The following is a 15,829-nucleotide window of genomic DNA, read 5'->3' as shown; positions in this document are numbered from 1 at the left end:
CTTGTTGCTTCGATCCTCAGTCCTCCCGGAGGAGGATTCCGAGCGCCCGCGACGATGACTGCTCAGGGCCGCAAGCTCCCTACCTGCCCGGCGCGCAGGCTCGCTCTGAGGGGGACCCGCAGAACGACTCCCTGCCAGAGGTGGCGATGCGCCGTCACCCGGCAGTATTGACGCATATTTCAGGGCAATAGACCGCAAAACGAAAAAAGAGGCTGCATGAGTGACGCAGCATCAGGCAGGCGGATGTGCCACACACTCGTGCGAATCAGTGGGGTGATCACAGTGGGGAGCGCGCGCGGACAGGCCGGATCTGATCCGCTTGACGTACGAGATCAGCGGCCCAGGTCCCGAAGCCGTCGAAGCAGGCGAACGCGGCGGGGTGGCCTGCGGCGAAGGCGAAGCGTCCAAGCGAGGCCAGCCCCTACGCGTTTGCAGATGACCGTGGACAGGGACACGTCGACGGCCCCGTTCGTGTTTCAACGCGTCGTCGCACACGAAGAGACGACCGGGACCCAGGCGCGACCACAGCCCGTGTGCAACGGGGGTGTCGCCGTCACCCCCGCCTCATCGCCGCGCAGAGAGTCGTCTAACAGCGGTGGAGAGCTCCCGCCGGGGCTGGTCCTGGATGGTGAGCTGCTGGTCTGGGGTCCGGAAGCGGGCCAGCTGTCGTTCGAGACGTTGCAGCGCCGAGCTGCCGCCCGAGCTCGTAGCGTGCCCACGCTCGCGATCCGCATGGAAGTTGGCGGCGGGGTAGTGGTCCGGACCCGGCTGCTGTGTGTGATCCTCTGTTGCTGCCCCGGTCGCGGGGGAGCACAAAAAAGGGGGGGAACACTCATGCGAAACGTACTTCGCGCCGCCTTCGGGGCAGCGATATTGCTGGTCACGGCCTCTACGGGCTGCTCAGGCGGGGAAGGGACCGCTGCGAAGCCGTCGGCCACTCAAGCCTCCGCCTCGACCGCTGCGCCGACTCCCTCGCCTCCGGATCTGACCGCGGTGATCAACCGGAGCCGTACCACCCTGATGGCATCGGGGGCAGTGGGCCCCGACGCCCCCGGCTCCCAGGGCCTGATGCTGGTCGAGGCTTGGCCAACCGGCGCCGCCTACGCCTGGGAGACGTCCGACCGGCGCCTGTGCTGGGCGTCGGTCGGCGAAACTGGCTTCTCCGAGCGGGCCTGCGCCACCGATCCCATGGCCATCGGAAACTCGCGCGGGGTGGACCGGCTCGCAACCCTCTTCACCGATGGCTGGGTTCGTCTCTTCGCTACCGACCACCAGCAGGTGACCTCTGCGACGTGCAGCGGCGAACCCCTGGAAGTCCGCCGGGTCGGTACCGTCGCGGACGGTGCCCGGACCCTGTACGCGGTGTGGTTCCCGGACTACACGAAGGGCAGCATCACGTTGCTCCTGAGCCACGACGGCACGACGTCCAAGGCTCCGCTCCAGCTCAGCGACGCCGGCGACCGCACCTGTGCCCCTTCCTAGGACCTGTCCAACCAGTCCTGCCCGGAGCCAGACGAAACCGGTCCGGCCCCGGGCAGGCATTTGTCCGGCCCCTTTCTGCGCCGGGTCACCAGCACAACCGCGGGTCTTGTACGTGCTCCGGCGAGTGCCGGTCCTCTCCCCTGCCCAGACCGGTCCGGACCAGGAAGCCGGGATCCACGTCCCACGGCGAGGAAGCGCAGTGCACCCGCTGGGTGCCGGGGATCCCCACCTCCACGAGGACTCCGTCCCGGAACATCCACAGACCGAACAGGTCATCGTCCTCGTCGTGCAGCATGACCTGGACGCAGGCGGGCTCGTTCCAGGGCAGGGACTCCAGGTCCTTGAGCACCCCGAGGCGCCGGTTCCACCGCTCGAATTCGATGTGCCAGCCCCCGACGAACATGGGGATCTGCACGAAGCAGCCCTGCCAGGTGCGGGCTTCGTCCGGCCGCGTCAGCGGCTCCATCACCTCATCCTCGTACCGGGCCAACACGATGACCTGCGCCATTCTGCTCATGCCCACATGTCACACCGCGCTGGGCACCGAGGTCAAACGGTTTGGGACCCGGAGCCGTCGCGGTTCCTTCGTCACCGCGGCGCCTGGCGAGACGGGCAGCAGGCCGATGTCGACGATGATCAGGTCAGACCGGACGATATTCGCGAGGGCCCGGGTGATGGAGTCGTCTGCGTGGTGGCAGCGGACGAGGGCTCCGAGGTCCTCGATGGTGGAACCAGGCGACGGTCAGGCCGGCTTCGACCGCGGACTGCCCGAGGGCTTCGGTGAATGGCTCTTCCCCGTGCCCGACGGGCCGCGGGCGGGCTGCAACGGTCCATGGTCAGGGTGCCGGCTGGTCACCAGCCAAGCGCGCCCGTCGGGCACCCATAGAGGCGCTCGACGCACTCGCGCGGCCGAGGACGGCGGCGTGCACTGATGCGGCGCCGGCGCCTGCTTCGTTTTCCGGCTCGGCGCGTGAGGATCTCTTCGCGCAGCGGCTTTCGCCTGCGCCGCCGGGTCGCTGGAGTAGTTACATGCCACCCACACCGACCACACCGACCACCGAGCCTCCCGAGGACGGAACCAACGACGATTGCGAGCGGGTGCGGCGCATCTTGGCCCGAGCCGGTTTCGACACGACGTCGAAGTGGGGCGACGGCCTGCGTGTGTGGAGGGCGCCGGAGGGGGTCATGGTGGGGTGGGTTGCACGTGAGGTGCTGCGGCCGACCGTTCAAGTCCACGGGCACGAAGAAGACTTTTCCCGATTCACTTCGCTGGCCGGCCTGCACAAGGCGCTCCAGACTGCCCTCGCCGTGATTCTGCGCGAAGCGGGTCTCGATGTCGCCACGCGCGGGAATCAGCTCGTGGTCGTCTGGCCCGGGACGGCGTCGCCGACGGGCGAGGAGGCGGACGGTTAGGCCGAGGGGGACCACAGGGCTGGCAACCTGTGGTCCCTGGTCAGGATTCGGCCAGCGTGCGCCGGGGAGGGCCTCCGTAGGCGGCGCGGTAGGCGGCGGAAAAGCGTCCCTGGTGATGGAAGCCCCACCGGTTGGCGATGGCCGTCACCGTGTCGCGCGACGGATCCGCCGCGAGCAGGTCGGCATGGGCGAGAGCCAGCCGTACGCGGCGCAGGTAGGCCGTCGGAGTCGTCCCGAGGTGGCGTCTGAACGCGTACTGGAGGGCCCTCGGCGTGACGCCGGCGGCTGCGGCCATCTCGCCCAAGCCGATTTCGGCATCCGGCTCCGACTCGATGAAGGCGACCGCCCGGCGTACGGTCTCCGGCGTCGCGTCCCGGGTGTCCGCGAGCACGGGCTCGGGGCGGGCGTTATTGGGGAAGGTGGCGAGGACGGTGGCGGCGAGCATCCTGGCGACGGCGTCGATCACAAGGGGTTCGCTCTCCACCGGCAGGGCCGGGATGCTCTCCTCGACGTAGTCGACGGTCCTCTTCCACTGAGCGGCCAGGGCCTCGGAGGCCGGAGTGAAGCGGGTGAAGCGTAACGGGCGGGCGGACCCTCCGGGCATGCGGCCCGCGAGCTGTTCCAGCAGGGCAAGCGGAACCGTCACGGCGCGCAGCTCGGCCGCTTGCACGCGGCCCGCGTAGGGAAGGTGGGGCTGCGAGATCGCGAGGACGTCGCCTGGCCCGGCTTCGGTAACGTCGTCTGCGCACTCGCGTGCCATGCGGCCGCTGACCACGTGCGTGATGGCCACCGCCCCCAGGGGGTCTGTGGTGTAGGCGTAGTCCGTCGGCAAGGACAGGGTGCTGAGCGACACGGGACCGGCGGCGGTGCGGGTGTACCAGAAGGAGCTGTGCGGGGCAGGTGCCTTCATGCGCAGGCTCGTTCCGTACGCCGCCCTCAGCCAGTCGCGGGCGACGTCCACGTCGGTTGTCCGGACGCTCTTGATGCCGGGTGGGTCCGCGTGTGGCTGATCAGGCATGGTGGTGAGCGTCCTCTTCAGCAGGGAGCGCGGCACGGCGGGTGCGGCCGACAGTGCGTGCCCCAGCATACGTCGGGAACGCTGGAGCCCTTGCTGCTCGGAGCGCTGGTCGTCGTGGTCGTCACGGTGGTCGTGTCGGCCGCGGCCGTCCTCGTGACCCGCCTGACGATGAAGGGCACCCGCTCCGAGCACCGCGCGCGGGTTCTCAGGGGCGCCACGGAGGTCATCCGGACCGTCCGGGGACGGGAGTGAGCCACCTCCGCACCCGCCTCGGCACCCACATCGCTTCGGCGGCCATGGGGGCGGCGGTACGGCCCGTTGCCAACTCCTCGATGTCGCGCGGCGAACGCCGCGACCTCCGGCTCCAAACGCTCGAGGTGGGTCAGCCGATCGCGCAGCACTGTGCGCAGATGCTCAGCCTCGGCCCGGTCGGCGGTCAGACCTGGGCGCGCCGCTCCAAGCGCGCCAGGGCCTGCCCGTCGGCCGACCGGGCATGCGCCGCTCAGTCCCGCGCACTCATGGCAAGGATGTCGTTCACCGATCCCAGGTGGCCCCTGAGCTCTTCACGAGCGGCCTCGCCCTCCGCCGTGGCCAGCTCATGCACACCAGTGAAAACGGTGTCGGAAAGGGCTCTGAGCCTGTACCCGGTACCAGTGAAGTGCGCCGTGACCCATTTGTGCGTCACCTCGTCGAGCGCCAGCAGCCGTGCGTCGACCACGTCAGGCTCCAGTGCTGCGGCCTCAAGACAGAGGCGGCCAGTGCGAGGAACGGGTCGCGAGTTCGCCGGGAAGCGGGATGCCCACCATGTCTGCGAGCAGGTCGCGCAGCTGCTCACGGAGCTCGGCCATCCGCTCGGCGGCCGCGGCTTCCCGCTGGGGCCGGGAGGCGAACTCCCGCCCGGGACCGGTCGAGTAGTCCTCGGCACTCATGACCCGTTTGACCTCGCGGTCCCACCAGGTGAAGGCGAAGGTCACTCACGCGACGGTAGTCGTCGGGCAACGCGCCTTGACCGTGCTCGACCTCGCCGCCGGCCATCTCGCCGCCGGACGGGTCGAAGCCGCGTTCGCGCTCGCCGGGCGGGCGCTGGAGACGGGACTCAAGTACCGGTCGGGACGGATCGTGGACCGGGCGCGGGCGGTCCGCCGCTCCCTCGCGCTCACCTCTCCGCCCAAGGTGGTGCGGGAGTTCGATGCGCAGTTGCGCGACGTTTACCTGTAAAGCCAAGAAGGAGAAGGGGTTGAGCGTGCGGGTTGGGATCACCGGACACCGGGGACTGAGCACCGAAGGCGAGCAGCGGGTCCGGGCAATACTCGCTCGGTGACCGCAGGGGCCACAGCCAGCGCAACCAACACCCTGCAAGAGGCACCCAGCGGCAGCACTCCAGGTGACCACCGCCCTGAGCACCCCGCCGGCCCGCGCCGCCGCGCCGTCCCGGCCGCGACGCGAGGGCCCGGGCACTGCACGGATCCGTCCGCAAGGTCAAACGTCGGGTGTGTCAGAGCCGTCTCGTGGTGAACAAGGTGGTCCCGTGTACCACGTCCACTTCCTTCCGATCGGTCTCGGTGAACCCGACCTTGGCCAGCACTCTGCGAGAAGCAGTGTTCCAGTCCCAGACCGTGGCCCACAGACGTTCGTACCCAGACGATCGCGCCCATTCCAGAACCGCCAACGAGGCCTCGGTCGCGTATCCCTGACGCCACATTCGGCGTAGCAGCTCGAATGCCAGTTCCGGTTCCCCTACCGATCCTCGCCCGCTGTCGACCAGCCCGCAATAGCCGATGACGTCACGAGACGCCTTCCGTTCGACCGCCAGCAACCCGGTCGACCACACCTTGTTGGTGCGGATCGAATCCTCGAGCTCCGCGACCGTGGGGTGTCCGTCCGCGTCGATTCGGCGGTGCGGCGGCACTCGTGGATCACGTTCGGTCCACAGTTCACGCTGGACGACAGCCTCGTCTACCCGCCAAGGTCTGAGCAGCAGCCGACTCGTCTCGAGTAGAACCTCGCTGCCCGGCGCGCCAACAGTCATGACAGCAACCATCTCACGGGCGAACGCGCTGGCGTGCCACGGGGCATGGCGCCGATCGTAGACGCTCGATATGCCGGACAACCGAGATCCATCCCAGAGCGTCCCTTGACCTGTGCACGTTCGGCTGTACCCGGTGGGACAGGTTGACCTGCTGCGCCGACATCCCGCTTCTCGGACACGGCAGTGCCGTCATTTCTCGGTTCTGGCACAGACCTTGGGGAGTCGTTGCTGAGTGTCACTGAAGCAGGGTCACTATGCAGAGTAGTTCGAATCCGGCTCGACCGTAGAGCCGCCTCTTGATCTTCTTGATGCGGTTCACGGCGCCCCCGATGCTGCCGGAGCTCCAGTCGAGGGTGAGCCCGGCTGTCACGGCGTCGAGGTCCCGGAGCAGGTGGAGTGCGAAGCCGGTGAGGCCGGGTAGTTGGCTGGCATCGACTGTGGCCGGGGCGGCGCGTCGGACGGAGCCGTGCGGAGGGTGGCGAGGTGGGCGCGGACCATAGCGTAGGTGACGGGAGCTTGCTCGGCAACCAGTTCGCTGTGCAGGTGGGTGACGCTGGTACATCCCTCGGTGAATCGTTGCTGCAGGTAGGGCTCGTAGGGGTCCAGTCTGCTGGGCCGGGGCCGGTTCTCGTGGAAGGTGTCCTGCCAGCGTGCGGCGGACGCGTACCGGAGCACGGTGTTGAGGCCGCAGCCCAGGTACCGGGCGATCGCCCGGCGTGAGTGGCCTTGGGCGAGCAACTCGTGGACCAGGTGTGCGCGGCCTTCTTGCGCTCGGCCCGCCGGCCGACGGGTCCGAGTCGCCCAGCAGCCGACCGGAGTCCGGGCAAGTCGTCTCCAGCAGCACGCCGCTGGGCGACGGGTTGCGCACAGCCGCGGTGGGCGGCGACGCAGGTCTCCACGGCCCGGCCGAGGCCCTGCCACAGATGGAACCGGTCAGCGACCTGCAGAGCGTCGGGGGCGCCGCGCCGGGCACCCTCGGCGTAGGCGCCCGCCCGGTCCCGGCAGATAATCTCCACGCCGGGGTGTCGGATCAGCCACGCGGCCAGCGACCCGGCCTCACGTGTCGGGAGGACATCGACCACGCGGTGGTCTTCGATGCTGGTGAAGACGGTGGAGTAGGTCTGGCCGCGACGGATCACCGTGCGTACCGGGCCGCCAACCGGGAGAACGGCTCGGCGAACGCCCGGCGCGGACAGTCCGCCGCCCCACACACGAAACGCCGGACCACCAACCGGATCACGACGCCCTGCTCAGCGAGTGGAAGATCCTTCAACCTGCGCTGATGGCGGTCATGCACCCGGTCCGAGAAGCGGCCGCAGTCCGGACACTCCGCCCCGGCCACCCTGCCTCTCGCCACCACCTCGACCAGGCCGAACGCGGCAGCCACCGCCTCGACATCCACGTTGGCGATCCCGTCGAACACGAGCGAGTCCCAGAACGATGCATCGGTCTGCATGACCAGCACCATCACCGTCCACAGCCGACCACGAAAGAGACGGCCGAGGACCTGACGCAGCGTCATTCCCGGCTGTCAGACGGACAGGCGTACGCGGTCTCACGCGACCCAGCCCCTCCGAATCGAACATCCAGTAACCGGGAACATTCACCAGGTTGGTCGCCATAGACGATCGCCGGAGGGTTGGACAACCCAGCTGTCGGGTGATTGGGGGCCTCTTCAGGTCCTACCTCAGTGGGCGCACCGTCCCCCCGCAGGGGTAGGCAGCCCGCCGTAGCGGACGATGCGCAGCAGCGGTGTCCGAGGCCAGCATGTACGTCATGACGACAGCCAACGCTTCCCTCCCCGCCTTCGCCCCCGCGCCTGTCTGGGCTCGCCGCGCTGCCCACGCCATAGCCCTCTGCGCAGTCCCGTCCGGTCTGTGGCGCATCGCGATGGCCTCCGGTGTCTATGTGGGCTACAGCGACCAGGTGCTGCGCGACATCTTCGACATCCCGGGATGGGGCATCGCGTACGTCGTCGGCCTCTCCGTCCTTGCCGAGGTAGCCGCTCTGTTTCCGCTGCTACTCGTCAGCGACCGTTGGCAGCCGCTGCGCCCCCGGGCCCTCGCCACGCTGGCCTGGACCGCCTCGGGCGTCCTGGTCCTGATGGCGCTGTGGCAACTCGTGGTCGCCTTCACCGTCGAAAGCCAGACGTACATGTCGAGCGATACGGCACTGACCGTCTGGTGGCTCGCTTTCGCCCCGCTGTTCGCAATCCCTGCCCTGATGGCCGCGGTGACCTGGTCGTATGCAAAACGGCTCCGGGCATGGGGACAGGCATAGCCCTCACCGAGTGATGGGCATCAGCTACTCCCCTTTCTCGCGGCTTCCCGATCTGACAAGCGTGGTCGATGGCTGGGCTGCAAGGGCGGCGGGCCCTTAGTGAGCGTTTTGGTTATGTTCGCGCTGGTCTGATGCGGTTCTGAACCGCCGGTGCCGCAGAGTTGTCGTGCCGTCTGTGCTGGAATATGGCTTTTCTGAAGAGCAGTCGGCAGACGAAGTGACCCCGTTAACCCCGGAACATCCCGTCTCAATTACACATGCCCTACTTCGCGACATATCCAGGACACCTGCCAACGCTCCCGATGCCACCGCACACGCCCTCCCCGACAGCTCCAAGCGCCGGTATCCCCACATCATGCGACCACCCCGGCCCTACCCCAGCGACCTGTCCGACGCGCGATGGGAACTGATCCGCCCCACTCTCGAAACCTGGCGCCAGGCCCGCGCCGGAATCCGCCGGCCCCACCACGACCTGCGGGCCCTCATGAACGCCATCCTCTACGTCGACCGCACCGGCATCCCCTGGCGCTACCTACCGCACGACTTCCCACCCTGGCAGAGCGTCTACGGCTACTTCGCCCACTGGCAAAACGACGGCATCTTCGACCACCTCAACGGCCTCCTGCGCAGCCTGCTCCGCCAGGCCGAAGGCCGCGAACCAGAGCCCACCGCCTGCCTGCTCGACTCCCAAAGCATCAAGACCTCAGCCAACGTCCACCTCACCGACCAGGGAATCGACCCCGCGAAAAAGATCATCGGACGCAAACGGCACATCGCCACCGACACCCTCGGCCTCCTCCTGGCCGTCCTCGTCACCGCCGCCAGCGTCCACGACTCCACCGCCGGCACCCATCTCATCGACCACCTCGCAGCCCGCCATCCCACCATCACCAAAGCCTGGGCCGACAACGGCTACAAGAACAAAGCCATCGAACACGCCGCCACCCGCGGCATCGACCTCGAGATCGTCCAACGCGACCCCCACACCCGCGGCTTCACCGTCCAACCCCGCCGCTGGGTCGTCGAAAGAACCCTCGGCTGGCTCATGCACCACCGCCGCCTGGCCCGCGACTACGAAACCCACCCACACCGATCAGCAGCCATGATCCAAATCGCCGCCATCAACCTCATGACCCGACGCCTCACCCACCAAAACACCCCCAACTGGCGCGACACCTGACCCAAATGAAACAGACAACCGAGAATCAAACGCTCACTTAGCACCACCGCCAACCCGGTGAACGTCCTCGGTCATAGCACTAGGTGACGCTCCGCGACCTCTCCCAAGATCTGTGCCAGAACCCGAGAACGGCTCTGGTGCACTTCCTGTGGTGCAGTCACTCCCGGTGACGTCTGAGATTGGGTCAGGGGTCTGGCGAGGGCTTGCTGATACTGCTTCTGACCCTGTGCATCCTGGCCCAGGGCCTGGTCCAGTTACAGGGCGATCAGTCCGGCTGTCGTCTGCTTGAAGCCGCAGGCGTCGAAGTAGAAGGAACGAAGGTGCTCCTCGAAGTCAACGTGGAGCCACTCGCACTTCGCGGCACGAGCTTCCTGAACCGCTGTTGCAACCAGCGCGCCTCCAACACCGTTCCGCTTGCGATGCTGGGCGACCACCGTGTCCAGGACGAAGGCGTGAACTCCGCCGTCCCAGACCACGTTGACGAAGCCGATCAGCGAGCCGTCTTCCCAGGCGCAGACCCAGCCGAGGCTGTGGCGCTCAAGTCGTTCTCGCCAGTCAGTCTGAGTGACCGGGTGGTCGAAGCCATCAGCATGCAGCGCGTTGAGGGCGGTGTTTTCGAAGGCGCCCCGCCACTCGTACTCGATCGTCACTCCTCGATCTTAGAGTCCGGGCCAGGTCCAGCAATCGAATTACGGAGCGAGGAGAACTCGCTTGCGGAGGAGTTCGAAGCCGGCGCGACCGAACATCTGACGCTTGAGCATCTTGATCCGGTTGACGTGGCCTTCGACGACGCCTGAGCTCCAGGGGAGTGTCAGGCCGGCAATGACGGCGTCGAGGTCGCGTTCGAGGTGCTGGGCGAAGTGACGGAGGCTGGGCAGGTCGGTAGTGGAGGTGGCCGCTTCGATCCAGGTCGGCAACTGGTCGCCTTGGAGGTGGGCGACCATGTGGCCGAAGGTACGCACGTGCTCGGCGAGTGCTGTCGGTTCGGGGCAGTTGGCCAGGACGGATTTGAGCTGGAGCCGGTCGATTTCGGTCAGGGCGTCGGGGTGGGTGAGGATCCAGCGCGTGACGGCGCGGGCCGACGGCGGGCGGGGGCCGACCGGTTGGGGCTTGCCGCGGAGGTTCCTGCTGACGTAGTCGCGGACGCTGGCTAGCCGCGGGGATAGCCCTGTTCCTTGATCTCCTCCCATAGCTTCCAGGCGTTGGTGCAGCCTTCCTGCCGGCGCTGATCGAGGTAGGGCTTGTAGGCGTCGAGCCTGGTCGCACGGTTTTGCCACTGACCGGTGAACATCTCCTCCGGGCTGGCGGCGCGGGAGAAGCGCAGGATCGTGTTGAGGGTCATCCCGAGCTGCCGGGCGACGGACCGCTTGCTGTGGCCGGCGGCGAGGAGTGCGTGGATGGTGGCGTGCTTGGTGCGGGTGCGCTCGGCGAACCGGTGCCCTGTCGGCCAGGGCGATGACGCAGTCGGCTCTGGTTCCTCCTGGGATTCCTCCGGTTGTTCCTGCGCGGGACGTAGGCAGCTGCGGTGCCGGCAGACGCATTTCTCGGCGGCTTCGCCCAGGTTGTGCCAGAGATGCCATCGGTCGGCGACCTGGAAGGCCTGCGGGGCGCCGCGGGTGGCCCCCTCGGCAAAGAAGGGAGCCCGGTCACGGCAGACGATCTCGATGGCGGGCCGCTCGGCGAGCCAGGCCGCGAGCGTGTCCGCCTCCCGGCCCGGAAGAAGGTCGACCGGTCGACGTATCTCGACGCCGACGAGCACGGTTCCGTAGACACGGCCCTTGCGCTGGGCGTACTCGTCCACGCCGACGACGCGGGGTGCTGCGGAGGCGGGGTCCGGAAGCGAGGCGATCAGCCTCAGCAGGGTGTTCCGGCTGACCGAAGCCTTGAAGGCGTCCGTCATCCGGGCGCCGGCCCGGCCCGCGAGCGCAAGACCGACCGGCACCAGCGTCGACCGCAGCCGCTCGGTCCGTCGCCCGAACCTGCGAGTGAGGCCCGGTACTTGCTCAGCGAAGGTCCTGCGCTCGCAGGATTCTTCCTCGCAGACGAACCGCCGCATCCGCAACGACACCACGACGAACTTGCCCGCCGTCGGCAGATCACGAGGGAAGCGCATGTAGGAGCCGTGTATTCGCCCTGACCGACATCCACATCCCGGACAGGCCGCCCGCCCTGCGGTCGTACGGGCCCCGACTCGCACGACCGCGTCGGTCACCTCGACCGACTCCACCAACACGCCCTCGACCGAGGAAAACAGCAGCTCGTCCAACTCCGGCAGCACTTCGTTGACGGCGAAGGGCTGTCGACCACGCCACCAACCAGCCGGGCGCTTTTCGGGCGAACTCACCCTTTACCACACGGAGATCAACAGTCACCCTGCGTATGCACCCACAGGGAGTGGACCAGAGCCCGTTCTCGTGGACAGAGCCAAACTTCTGTGGGCGCATGATCGCCGAGGGTATTTCTACTCCAGCAGCTTTCACTCGGTGCAGTAGCTTGCCAACGCTCCGCTAGAAACAACCAATTGCCATCGAGTGAAACAACCGGAGGGTCGCCCATGCCCCGAGAGGCGCCGTACCTCGCAGTAGCCGACGTGCTACGCGCAAGGATTCTCGCGGGAGAGTGGGAGATCGGGGAGCGTCTGCCCTCCCGGGCACGGCTCGCCGTGGAGTACGGGGTCGGACGCAACGTCATGCAGAGGGCTGTGGACCGCTTGATCATCGACGGTCTCCTCGAGGGACGCGCCGGCTCGGGCACCTACGTCCGCATGCCGCGAGAGCGTCTGCGGCTGGTCCGTTCGCGGCACCGCGAACGCCGGGAGGTCTCTCCCCTCTGGCAGGACAGGAGGGAGCGGGGCAGGGCCGACGCCTGGGATTCACACAGTCAGGTGCGCGTCCCCGCCCCCGAGCCAATCGCCGAGCGGCTCGCCATCAGCCCTGGGGACCTCTGCGTCCATACGCATTACGAGTTTCTCGCCGACGGGCAACCCGTGCAGCTTTCCGAATCCTGGGAGCCGATGGCTATCACGGATGGAACGCCGGTTGTGCTGCCCGAGATGGGTCCCCTGGCGGGGAAGGGGGTGCTCGAGCGCATGCGTTCCATTGGCGTGGATATCTCCACTGTGGTCGAGGTGCCACGCCCAACTCGTGCCACCCAGGTGCAGGCGAACCTCCTGGGGATCAGCATGGGGGACCTCGTGCTTCAGATCGAGCGGACCATCTTCGACACGGACGGACGTCCGGTGGAGACGGCCGACATGGTCATTCCGGATGTACGCCGGGAAGTGGTCTACGAGTTCGGAGTCGACCGTCCGTAGCCGTTGAAGCCATTACAGAGACATCACAAATTCGACAGTAGGGTATTCCATGCCAAAACCATCCCGGCTCGGCCTCTTATGCGATCGGGACTTTGGGCGACTATTTGCTGCCACTGCGCTTGGTCAACTAGGCGACCGCATCATCTTTCTGGCTTTACCTCTGGTCGCCGTCGCGGCATTGCATGCAGACGAGTTCCAAGTGGGGTTACTTACCGCGATGACTGCGACAGGATCGCTTTTGGTCGGGCTGCCAGCAGGCGCGTGGGTGGACCGCATGCGGAAGCGATCGGTGATGATCTGCACTGATCTCACTCGCGCCCTGGTCCTCTTGGCGATACCGGTGGCGTGGTGGGCAGACGCTCTCACCGTCTGGTGGCTATATGCAGTCGCCTTGGTTCATGGAGTGTTGACTGTTTTCTTCGATGTTGCGTACGTCAGCTATCTCCCGCACTTGGTGGGACGCAGAAATCTCGTGGAAGGAAACTCAAAACTGTCGGCAATACGGTCGGCTACTAGTATCAGCGGGCCGACTGTGGCAGGGCCGCTAATCGGCCTGATTGGAGCTCCTGCAACGCTTTTGGTGAGTTCGGCTGGGATGGTCATGTCGGGGCTGCTTGCGGTCACCATCCGGAAGCGCGAGCAAAAGCCAGAGCCGAGTGAGCACCCTCAGCTGGCCCGAGAGATCAGGGAAGGGCTGAAGTTCGCAGTCGCGAACCATATCCTGCGTGCAATCATGCTGGGGGATGCGATATTCAATCTCTTCCTGGTCGTGTATCAAACCATGTTGCTGGTATTTTTGGAACGGGAGATGGGGCTCCAGTCCTTTGCTATTGGCCTCATGCTGTCGGGAATGGGTTGTGGTGCCTTGCTGGGCTCACTGCTGGCGACCAGGGTCTCGAAGCGGGTCGGGCGCGGTCGGGTCATCTGGCTCGCGTCACTGGCCACCTGTCCGTTGACCGTCCTCATGCCGATGGCTCGAGCGGGTTGGAGCGTGTACGTGGCTGCGATCGGACTCGCAGCTCTTTCACTGGGCGGAGTCGTCCGCGTGGTGGCTCAATCAAGCTTCCAACAGGCCCTGACACCGGATCGGCTTCTGGGCCGGGTGAGCGCAACAGCCCGATTCGTTGCCTGGGGCGGTATCCCTCTCGGTGGGCTTTTGGGCGGAGCCTTGGGATCTGCATTCGGATCAACAGGCACCTTGTGGATTGGTGCAGCCGGTATGACGCTGAGTGTCCTCCCCAACTTCTTGTCGCCGCTTCGAACAATGCGCGCACTGCCCACGGAAAAGGCCCCCGAACTTGCGCGTTGAGGGATCGGGTGTCCCCAGGCCAGGGCGATGGTGGCGGCGCCGGGCCAAGTCAGTCCCCCAGGTCCTTGGCGGGTGGTCTGATGACTGTGACGCCATCATGGCCTCCAGGGCTGGGCGCAGGGCTGCGTTCTCCACGGTGAGGCGACGCCGGATGTGATCCTCGTAGATGAGGAGGTGACGGGTGAGATTCTCCTTCTTCCCGTCGTAGGTCAGCGGTTGACGTCCTCGGCGCCGGCGCCGGTGCGCGACCACCGGCCGGTTCACCCCTCCGCTGGGCAGCCTCTCGACAGCCGGGCGGATCACCGTGCCCTCGATGACCGGCAGGAGCCCATCGTGCTCCAGCCACGCCGCGCGGTGGGCCAGGCGCGGGTGGAGCCGGTCCCAGGCCCGGGCGGTGGCGGTGCCGTAGCGGCTGGTAGCAGTGGTGGTAACCGCCTGCTCGGTGTCCCAGGTGGCGGGGTCGCCGAAGACGAACTCAGCTTCATCCGGCGGTCAAGAGGCCAGGAGCATCATCGCCCGCCGGAACCGCACAGAGTTGGTACTGCCCCACCGCACGATCTGCTGCAGCTTCTGCCCCTCCCGCTCGGACGGGCTGCGATCCCGGCCTTCAGCCAGGATCCCGATACGAACCCCTACTAATTTCCTTTTGACACTATGTACGGATTTTGAAACATGTCGGAAGACAAGCTGAGCTCTCTGGAAACTACCACAGAGTTGATCTTCAAGCTATTGCGGAAGTGGGCACCTTGATTCGAGTCAAGGCATTTGACGTCCCATTCCTTAAGCGTAGCGACCTGTTCGTATTCAGATTGTACGCATTCGAGTTGATCCAGCGGCACAGAGCATCCGCCAGCCGTATTCAATTCCCCTCGATGCGAATCCGTAACTCCGACCGCGTGACTCCCCCCACCTCCGGCATTTGCTACGCCAGAATATCCCTCGTAATACGAGCTGGAGTGGACGGCGCAGCTCCCGAACGCGAACATCGGCAGGCCAAATTTGTCGAATGTGTCACGATTGAGCACTGCCCGCGCGGTTCCGATCTTGATTTCTGGCTGGAACTTCCTGTTGTGCACAAAGATGCCCACCGACAGTACTTCGCCGGTCGGACTCACCAGTAGCTGAACCCTCTCCCACTCCCGGTCATATTGATGGATCGTGTTTCCTGAGGGAAGCGGCATCTTGTAGTGAGGTTTTTCCTTCATGATCTCGATGGCGCGCGTGAACGTTTCGCCTGGTCTCAGTTTTTGGATGAGGGCCTTCTCTTTTTCGAGTGGAGTTTCCTTTGTGATGTACTTGAAGGTCACCGCGACTCCTGTGATCACGGCGATGAGCGCGGCCAGTCCCGCGAGCACCCGCTCCACCGTGTTCCAGTTCCGCCAGGAGTGCCGACGCGCCCAGGAACTACGTTGGCCTTCCCCGCCCTGGTCGTCATTCGTCTCCATGCCGGTACCTCGATCCGTGGCCGACCCCCTAGTCAGGGTCGCGTGGAGATCAGCGGGGCGCAGTTGGGGAGGGGCAGAACGGGGGAGGCGGCCGCCTTCGTGACGACGAGGGCCAGGGTGTTCGGTAGTCCCGCCGGGTGCTGCGGCGGCGCCTGGTGCTGGTGGGGCAACCGGCTCGGTACACCGAGACGGAGGCCCGAACGTCTGAGACGCACCCAGGCGTCCCGGGCGCCTGGGGTCGTCTCGGGGTCCGTCCAGCACAGCACGACAAGTCCAGTGCTCATTGGACAGATGCAGTGCACAGTCACACGAGCGGCCCGGTGGCCTGCACTCGCGCCACAAATCGAACGTGATCAAATA

General features: G+C 66.4%; 19 protein-coding genes and 4 pseudogenes. 8 read left to right on the top strand and 15 right to left on the bottom strand.

Annotation, left to right across the window (positions count from 1 at the left end):
• Positions 1-1,020: 1,020 nt before the first annotated feature.
• Positions 1,021-1,482, top strand: a complete 462-nt coding sequence (locus AB5J51_RS38310) for a hypothetical protein (RefSeq protein ID WP_136224139.1) — start codon at positions 1,021-1,023, stop codon at positions 1,480-1,482.
• Positions 1,483-1,567: 85 nt separating this feature from the next.
• Here AB5J51_RS38310 and AB5J51_RS38305 read toward each other — a convergent pair whose 3' ends face one another.
• Entirely contained in the window at positions 1,568-1,999 is a 432-nt protein-coding gene (locus tag AB5J51_RS38305) for a hypothetical protein (RefSeq protein ID WP_369779897.1), read from the bottom strand.
• A gap of 75 nt (positions 2,000-2,074) precedes the next feature.
• A pseudogene (locus AB5J51_RS38300) lies at positions 2,075-2,293 on the bottom strand (ATP-binding protein); the annotation flags it as partial.
• Between the two features lie 218 nt (positions 2,294-2,511).
• On the opposite strand from AB5J51_RS38300, the gene AB5J51_RS38295 reads away from it, so the two are divergent.
• Entirely contained in the window at positions 2,512-2,895 is a 384-nt protein-coding gene (locus AB5J51_RS38295; RefSeq protein WP_133899366.1) for a hypothetical protein, read from the top strand.
• 40 nt (positions 2,896-2,935) lie between these two features.
• Here AB5J51_RS38295 and AB5J51_RS38290 read toward each other — a convergent pair whose 3' ends face one another.
• Positions 2,936-3,913, bottom strand: coding sequence for a helix-turn-helix transcriptional regulator (locus tag AB5J51_RS38290; RefSeq protein WP_369779896.1), 978 nt, complete (start codon positions 3,911-3,913; stop codon positions 2,936-2,938).
• 90 nt (positions 3,914-4,003) lie between these two features.
• Between AB5J51_RS38290 and AB5J51_RS38285 the strand changes: the two genes are divergently transcribed.
• A complete protein-coding gene (locus AB5J51_RS38285) occupies positions 4,004-4,165 on the top strand; it encodes a hypothetical protein (RefSeq protein WP_369779895.1) in 162 nt (53 codons plus the stop codon).
• Positions 4,166-4,415: 250 nt separating this feature from the next.
• On the opposite strand, the gene AB5J51_RS38280 is transcribed toward AB5J51_RS38285, so the two are convergent.
• Together AB5J51_RS38280 and AB5J51_RS38275 are read right to left on the bottom strand one after the other, a co-directional pair.
• The gene (locus tag AB5J51_RS38280; RefSeq protein WP_369779894.1) at positions 4,416-4,631 is read right to left on the bottom strand and encodes a hypothetical protein; all 216 of its coding nucleotides are present in this window, start codon (positions 4,629-4,631) and stop codon (positions 4,416-4,418) included.
• 22 nt (positions 4,632-4,653) lie between these two features.
• Positions 4,654-4,887, bottom strand: a complete 234-nt coding sequence (locus AB5J51_RS38275) for a hypothetical protein (RefSeq protein WP_369779893.1) — start codon at positions 4,885-4,887, stop codon at positions 4,654-4,656.
• 31 nt (positions 4,888-4,918) lie between these two features.
• Between AB5J51_RS38275 and AB5J51_RS38270 the strand changes: the two genes are divergently transcribed.
• Positions 4,919-5,131 carry a hypothetical protein gene (locus tag AB5J51_RS38270; protein WP_369779892.1) on the top strand — a complete coding sequence of 71 codons (213 nt, stop codon included), beginning with the start codon at positions 4,919-4,921 and terminating at the stop codon, positions 5,129-5,131.
• Positions 5,132-5,408: 277 nt separating this feature from the next.
• On the opposite strand, the gene AB5J51_RS38265 is transcribed toward AB5J51_RS38270, so the two are convergent.
• The 4 genes and pseudogenes from AB5J51_RS38265 to AB5J51_RS38250 form a co-directional block, all read right to left on the bottom strand.
• On the bottom strand, positions 5,409-6,023 hold the full coding sequence (locus AB5J51_RS38265) for a GNAT family N-acetyltransferase (protein ID WP_369779891.1): 615 nt from the start codon (positions 6,021-6,023) through the stop codon (positions 5,409-5,411).
• A gap of 285 nt (positions 6,024-6,308) precedes the next feature.
• A complete protein-coding gene (locus AB5J51_RS38260; protein ID WP_369779890.1) occupies positions 6,309-6,680 on the bottom strand; it encodes a hypothetical protein in 372 nt (123 codons plus the stop codon).
• 203 nt (positions 6,681-6,883) lie between these two features.
• Positions 6,884-7,024, bottom strand: a pseudogene (locus tag AB5J51_RS38255) (hypothetical protein); the annotation flags it as partial.
• Positions 7,025-7,077: 53 nt separating this feature from the next.
• The gene (locus tag AB5J51_RS38250) at positions 7,078-7,464 is read right to left on the bottom strand and encodes a transposase family protein (RefSeq protein ID WP_369779889.1); all 387 of its coding nucleotides are present in this window, start codon (positions 7,462-7,464) and stop codon (positions 7,078-7,080) included.
• 245 nt (positions 7,465-7,709) lie between these two features.
• On the opposite strand from AB5J51_RS38250, the gene AB5J51_RS38245 reads away from it, so the two are divergent.
• Together AB5J51_RS38245 and AB5J51_RS38240 are read left to right on the top strand one after the other, a co-directional pair.
• Positions 7,710-8,222 carry a hypothetical protein gene (locus tag AB5J51_RS38245; RefSeq protein ID WP_369780387.1) on the top strand — a complete coding sequence of 171 codons (513 nt, stop codon included), beginning with the start codon at positions 7,710-7,712 and terminating at the stop codon, positions 8,220-8,222.
• A gap of 355 nt (positions 8,223-8,577) precedes the next feature.
• On the top strand, positions 8,578-9,402 hold the full coding sequence (locus tag AB5J51_RS38240) for an IS5 family transposase (protein WP_369779888.1): 825 nt from the start codon (positions 8,578-8,580) through the stop codon (positions 9,400-9,402).
• 254 nt (positions 9,403-9,656) lie between these two features.
• Here the strand turns inward: AB5J51_RS38240 and AB5J51_RS38235 are convergent, their stop codons facing one another.
• From AB5J51_RS38235 to AB5J51_RS38225, 3 genes are read right to left on the bottom strand one after another with little or no spacing between them, the layout of a single operon-like run.
• Positions 9,657-10,052: a GNAT family N-acetyltransferase gene (locus AB5J51_RS38235; protein WP_369779887.1), complete on the bottom strand. Its 396-nt coding sequence runs from the start codon at positions 10,050-10,052 to the stop codon at positions 9,657-9,659.
• A gap of 39 nt (positions 10,053-10,091) precedes the next feature.
• Positions 10,092-10,592, bottom strand: a complete 501-nt coding sequence (locus tag AB5J51_RS38230; protein ID WP_369779886.1) for a transposase — start codon at positions 10,590-10,592, stop codon at positions 10,092-10,094.
• Positions 10,553-11,599, bottom strand: a complete 1,047-nt coding sequence (locus AB5J51_RS38225) for an ISL3 family transposase (protein ID WP_369780386.1) — start codon at positions 11,597-11,599, stop codon at positions 10,553-10,555. The genes AB5J51_RS38230 and AB5J51_RS38225 overlap by 40 nt, the downstream gene beginning before the upstream one ends.
• A 357-nt stretch (positions 11,600-11,956) precedes the next feature.
• On the opposite strand from AB5J51_RS38225, the gene AB5J51_RS38220 reads away from it, so the two are divergent.
• On the top strand, positions 11,957-12,715 hold the full coding sequence (locus tag AB5J51_RS38220) for a GntR family transcriptional regulator (protein WP_369779885.1): 759 nt from the start codon (positions 11,957-11,959) through the stop codon (positions 12,713-12,715).
• A 49-nt stretch (positions 12,716-12,764) separates the two neighbouring features.
• Positions 12,765-14,024: an MFS transporter gene (locus AB5J51_RS38215; RefSeq protein WP_369779884.1), complete on the top strand. Its 1,260-nt coding sequence runs from the start codon at positions 12,765-12,767 to the stop codon at positions 14,022-14,024.
• 249 nt (positions 14,025-14,273) lie between these two features.
• Here the strand turns inward: AB5J51_RS38215 and AB5J51_RS38210 are convergent.
• The 3 genes and pseudogenes from AB5J51_RS38210 to AB5J51_RS38200 form a co-directional block, all read right to left on the bottom strand.
• A pseudogene (locus tag AB5J51_RS38210) lies at positions 14,274-14,516 on the bottom strand (transposase); the annotation flags it as partial.
• 3 nt (positions 14,517-14,519) lie between these two features.
• Positions 14,520-14,642, bottom strand: a pseudogene (locus AB5J51_RS38205) (IS630 family transposase); the annotation flags it as partial.
• Positions 14,643-14,659: 17 nt separating this feature from the next.
• Positions 14,660-15,469: a hypothetical protein gene (locus AB5J51_RS38200; protein WP_369779883.1), complete on the bottom strand. Its 810-nt coding sequence runs from the start codon at positions 15,467-15,469 to the stop codon at positions 14,660-14,662.
• Positions 15,470-15,829 lie beyond the last annotated feature (360 nt).

The sequence above is a fragment of the Streptomyces sp. R33 genome (assembly GCF_041200175.1).
In the GTDB taxonomy this organism is placed as follows: Bacteria; Actinomycetota; Actinomycetes; order Streptomycetales; family Streptomycetaceae; genus Streptomyces; species Streptomyces katrae_B.
This window is presented reverse-complemented; position numbering and strand designations above follow the sequence as displayed.